The sequence below is a fragment of the Sphingomonas sp. Ag1 genome (genome assembly GCF_000980895.1).
Taxonomy (GTDB): domain Bacteria; phylum Pseudomonadota; class Alphaproteobacteria; order Sphingomonadales; family Sphingomonadaceae; genus Sphingomonas; species Sphingomonas panaciterrae.
This window is the reverse complement of record NZ_LAZX01000042.1, coordinates 1-4,096: the sequence shown is the minus strand read 5'-3', so window position 1 is coordinate 4,096 and position 4,096 is coordinate 1. Positions and strand designations below refer to the sequence as shown.

General features: G+C 67.7%; 5 protein-coding genes. 2 read left to right on the top strand and 3 right to left on the bottom strand.

Translation table 11 applies throughout. The features are described 5' to 3' along the window. The 3 genes from XM50_RS00495 to XM50_RS00485 form a co-directional block, all read right to left on the bottom strand. Nucleotides 1-784, bottom strand: a 784-nt coding sequence (locus XM50_RS00495; protein ID WP_046406467.1) for a metallophosphoesterase family protein, incomplete at its 3' end; no start/stop codon positions are given. A 13-nt stretch (nt 785-797) separates the two neighbouring features. Next, nucleotides 798-1,127, bottom strand: coding sequence for a type II toxin-antitoxin system RelE/ParE family toxin (locus XM50_RS00490; RefSeq protein WP_046406466.1), 330 nt, complete (start codon nt 1,125-1,127; stop codon nt 798-800). Continuing rightward, on the bottom strand, nt 1,124-1,402 hold the full coding sequence (locus tag XM50_RS00485) for a type II toxin-antitoxin system Phd/YefM family antitoxin (RefSeq protein WP_046406464.1): 279 nt from the start codon (nt 1,400-1,402) through the stop codon (nt 1,124-1,126). The genes XM50_RS00490 and XM50_RS00485 overlap by 4 nt, the downstream gene beginning before the upstream one ends. 149 nt (nt 1,403-1,551) lie before the next feature. Here XM50_RS00485 and XM50_RS00480 point away from each other — a divergent pair, with 149 nt between their 5' ends. Next, nucleotides 1,552-2,751 (top strand): AAA family ATPase, encoded by a 1,200-nt coding sequence (locus XM50_RS00480; protein ID WP_046406463.1) that lies wholly within the window; start codon nt 1,552-1,554, stop codon nt 2,749-2,751. An 83-nt stretch (nt 2,752-2,834) separates the two neighbouring features. Then, complete coding sequence (locus XM50_RS00475) at nt 2,835-3,959, top strand: ParB/RepB/Spo0J family partition protein (RefSeq protein ID WP_046406461.1); 1,125 nt, start codon at nt 2,835-2,837, stop codon at nt 3,957-3,959. Nucleotides 3,960-4,096: the final 137 nt, after the last annotated feature.

Genomic DNA, 4,096 nt, shown 5'->3' with positions numbered 1-4,096 from the left:
CCGCCCCGCGCACATCGGCCGCCACCTGTGCCCAGCGCGCCTCGTCGCACGCGCGATGCTCGACCGATCGCACCGCCCCGTCGGCGACGCGCACCAGCATCGCCCCCTTGGCGCCCGTCTCCCGCACGTTGCGCCCCTGGGTGTTGCCCGGAAACACGATATGCGGATGCTCGGATCGGATCGCCGGCTCATGCACATGGCCAAGCGCCCAATAATCATGCCCCGCCGCCTGCAATTCGCCCAGCGAGCAGGGCGCGTAATTGGCGTGGCCGTCATGCCCGTCCAGCGCGGTGTGAAGCGCGGCGATGTTGAACATCCCCCGCTCGGGCGGGCAGTATGTCGCGGCGATATTCTCCGTCGTCGCCGCCTCGCGATAGCTTCGCCCGTGGATCGCCACGCCCAGATCGTCGAAGCGCACCGTCTCGCACTGCCGGTTGCTCAGCAGGAACACCCCCTCGGGCGGCGTGAAATGCCGCGACACCCGGCTTTCCGCATCGTGATTGCCGAACAGCACCACCGCGCGGATTCCGGCGCGGGTCAGCCGCGCCAGCTCGCGGATCGCGAACTGCCCGGTCGCCTGGTCTTTCCACGTCCCGTCATACAGGTCGCCCGCGATCACCACGAACCGCGCTTCCTCGGCGATGGCAAGGTCCACCACGTTGGAGAATGCCCGCCGCGTCGCCCCGCGCACCAGCTCGGAAAAGGCCTCGTCCTTGCGGCTCAGCCCCGCCAGCGGGCTGTCGAGGTGAATGTCGGCCGCATGGATGAAGGTGAAATCGGTCATTCGGCACATCCCATCAGCGCAGCAGCCGCTCTTCCAGCAGCTGGGTGAAATCGCGCCGCCCGTGCGCGATCAGCACGATCACGACCCGCCGGTCGAACAGGCGATAGACGATGCGATAGGGCGCGGCGATGATCTGGCGGAACTCACGCATCCCCAGCGGCTCCAGCTCGGGCAGCATTGCGCCGCGCAGCGGGAACGTCTCCAGCCGCTCGATCCGCTCCAACAACTGGTCGAGGAAGCGGTCCGCCGCCGCGTCGCCCCCCTGCCCCGCAATCCAGCCATGGATCGCCGCCAGGTCCCCTTCTGCGCCCTGCGTCAGTTCGACGTCGTAGCGCTCGCTCACGCCGCCGGGTCGCGCCGCTGCCGCAACCGCTCGATCGCCGCGCGCGCCGGCACCGTCCGCCCCGCCGTCACGTCCTGCGCGCCCAGCGCCATCAGCTTCAGCAGCGCCATCGTCTGGCGCGTCTGCTCATAGCTGGCGACATCCTGAAGCACCGCCTTGGCCTCGCCATTCTGGGTGATGATCACTGGCTCGCCCCCCTCCCCGATGCTGCGCAGCAGCTCGGCGGCATTGGCCTTCAGATAGCTGACGGGCTTGATCTGCTCTGCTAGCGACATGGCACCTATCCTTATTCGGTCCGAATATGGTCCGCCCGCGCGCCAGCTGCAAGCGTGCCGAAGCATCCTTCCGCATATTTGTTGCGCAATTGAAGTAATTTGTGGCACACATCGCAGCACAAGCTTCAATTGCGCGCCGGGGTGACTTCATGAATGCAATCACCAGCCAGATCGGCGATCTCGCCGATGCTGGCGAGCGGATGATCGAGCGGCTTCGGCGCAAGGCGTTCCTGCCGGAAAGCCGCAAGGGGCTCAACGTGCGCTTCGGCATTGCGGAGGCCGCCGCGCTGCTCGGCTGCTCGACCAATCGCATCCGCATGGCGGAGGATGACGGCCGCCTCCCCCCGCCCCCGGCCAGCGAAAAGGGCCGCCGCCTCGGCTATTCAGTCGAGGAACTGCTGCACATGCGCCAGGTGCTCGGCGCCTCCCCGGCGCGCGCCCCGCTCGACATGCCGGCGATCATCGCGGTGCAGAATTTCAAGGGCGGCGTCGGCAAGTCGACCGTCACCACGCATCTCGCGCATTATTTCGCGGTGCAGGGCTATCGCGTGCTGGTGGTCGATTGCGACAGCCAGGCGACCACAACGACGCTGTTCGGCTTCAACCCGCATTTCAACATCACCCGCGAAGAAACGCTCTACCCCTATCTGTCGATCGATCCGACCCAGGCGGATCTCGGCTATGCGGTGAAGCACACGCCCTGGCCGAACGTCGATCTCATCCCCTCGAACCTCGAATTGTTCGACGTGGAATATGAGCTGGCGGCCGCCGGCTCGGACGGCCAGTCCGTTCTCGCGGCGCGTTTTCGCAAGCTGAAACAGGGACTTATCGATCTGGCGGCGGATTATGACGTGGTCATCCTCGATCCGCCGCCCGCGCTCGGCACGATCAGCCTTGCGGTGATGCAGGCGGCCAATGCGCTGCTCGTGCCGCTTGCCGCCACCACCCCCGATTTCTGCTCGACGGTGCAATTCCTGTCGATGATGGATCAGGTGCTGCGCCAGCTGGAAAGCGCGGGCATTGCGGTCGATTACAGCTTCGTCCGGCTGATCTGCTCGAAGTTCGATTCGAACGATCCCAGCCACGCGATGGTCCGCGCGATCATGGAGCAGAGCTTCGGCCCTGCCCTCCTCCCCGTGCCGATCCTCGACAGCGCCGAAATCAGCCACGCCGCGCTGCGCATGATGACCGTCTATGAGCTGGAACGCCCGATCGGCACGCCCAAGACGCACAAGCGCTGCCGCGCCAACCTTGACGAGGCGATGGGGCAGATCGAGCAGCTCGTCCGCCAGGGCTGGGGCCGCGTCGCCCCGGCGCGTGAGGAGGATGTGATCCATGCCGCGGCCTGACCCGGCACCCTCGGTGGCGCACGCGGCAGGGGCTTTCCTACTTTTCAATGTTCACATTATGTTCCGCGCGATGGAGGCACGGCATGGCGCGTAAGCAATCGGATTATCTCGCAGGGCTGCTCGCCGACGACGAACCGCCGGTGATCCCTGCCCCGGTCGCGGACGTGATCCCGGACGCTGCCCCGGCATCTGTCCCCTCCCCCGCGGCGGCCTCTCCCGTGGCGCCGCCCGCCCCTGCACCGGAACGGCGCGAGCGCCTGCGCGGCACCACCTTGCTCGGCCGCGAGTCTGCCCTGGCGCGCGTCGCCAGCGGCGAGGTGCGGCAGGTCACGCAATTGCTGCTCGATCCGGCCCGCGTGCGGATCTGGCCCGGCAATGCGCGCTCCTACGCGCATCTCACCGAAGAGGGCTGCCGCGAGCTGATCGATTCGATCATTGCCGAGGGCGGGCAGAAGGTGCCGGCCGTCGTCCGCCGCGTGGAGGGCGATCCCGATTACGATTATGAGGTGATCGCCGGCACCCGGCGGCACTGGTCGATCTCGTGGCTGCGCGCCCATTCCTACCCCGACATGGTGTTCGTCGCGCAGGTCGCGGTGCTCGATGACGAGGCCGCCTTCCGCCTCGCCGACCTCGAGAACCGCGCCCGCAAGGACGTCTCCGACCTTGAACGCGCGCGCAATTACGCCGCCGCGCTCAGGAGCCATTACGACAATCACCTGACGCGCATGGCCGAACGGCTGAAGCTCTCCAAGGGCTGGCTGTCGAAGATGCTGAAGGTCGCCGCCCTCCCCGACACGGTGATCGCTGCCTTCGCCTCCCCTGCCGACGTGCAGCTCAAGCCGGCCTACACGCTGGCGCAGGCACTCGACGACAAAAGCGCAGCGCCCGCCATCCTCGCCAAGGCGAAGGCGATGGCGCGGGAACAGAAATCGCGCCAGGAACAGGGACTTGGGCCGTGGAGTGCCGCGGACGTGGTACGCCAGCTGCTCGATGCGCCGCGGCTGGCGGGCGCGGGCGGGTCGGGGGAGCGCCCCTGGGTGTGGACCACCCCGCACGGCCGCCCTGCCCTGTCGATCCAGTCCGCGAACCGCCAGGGCGTGACGATCCGGCTTCATGCCGGCTCCGGTGCCGACGCGGACGAACTCGCCGATGCGCTGCGCCGCGCACTCGCCCATCTGGAGGCACAGGGCCGAGGTCTGCAGCGTTGACCCACCCTTTCACCCCCCCATACGCATCAACTTCACGAACTTTGCGCCCCGCGGCGGCTGTTTTCCCGGGGAAACACTCGCGCGTTTCCCCTCTCCCGGTCCCGGCCCGGCACCCGCCGTTTCCCCGGGGAAACACC

What these genes read in the sequence shown, in the direction of transcription:
- XM50_RS00480 (WP_046406463.1), top strand. Translation starts at nt 1,552, where the DNA reads ATGAATGCAATCACCAGCCAGATCGGCGATCTCGCCGATGCTGGCGAG.
- XM50_RS00475 (WP_046406461.1), top strand. Translation starts at nt 2,835, where the DNA reads ATGGCGCGTAAGCAATCGGATTATCTCGCAGGGCTGCTCGCCGACGAC.
- XM50_RS00485 (WP_046406464.1), bottom strand. Translation starts at nt 1,402, where the DNA reads ATGTCGCTAGCAGAGCAGATCAAGCCCGTCAGCTATCTGAAGGCCAAT.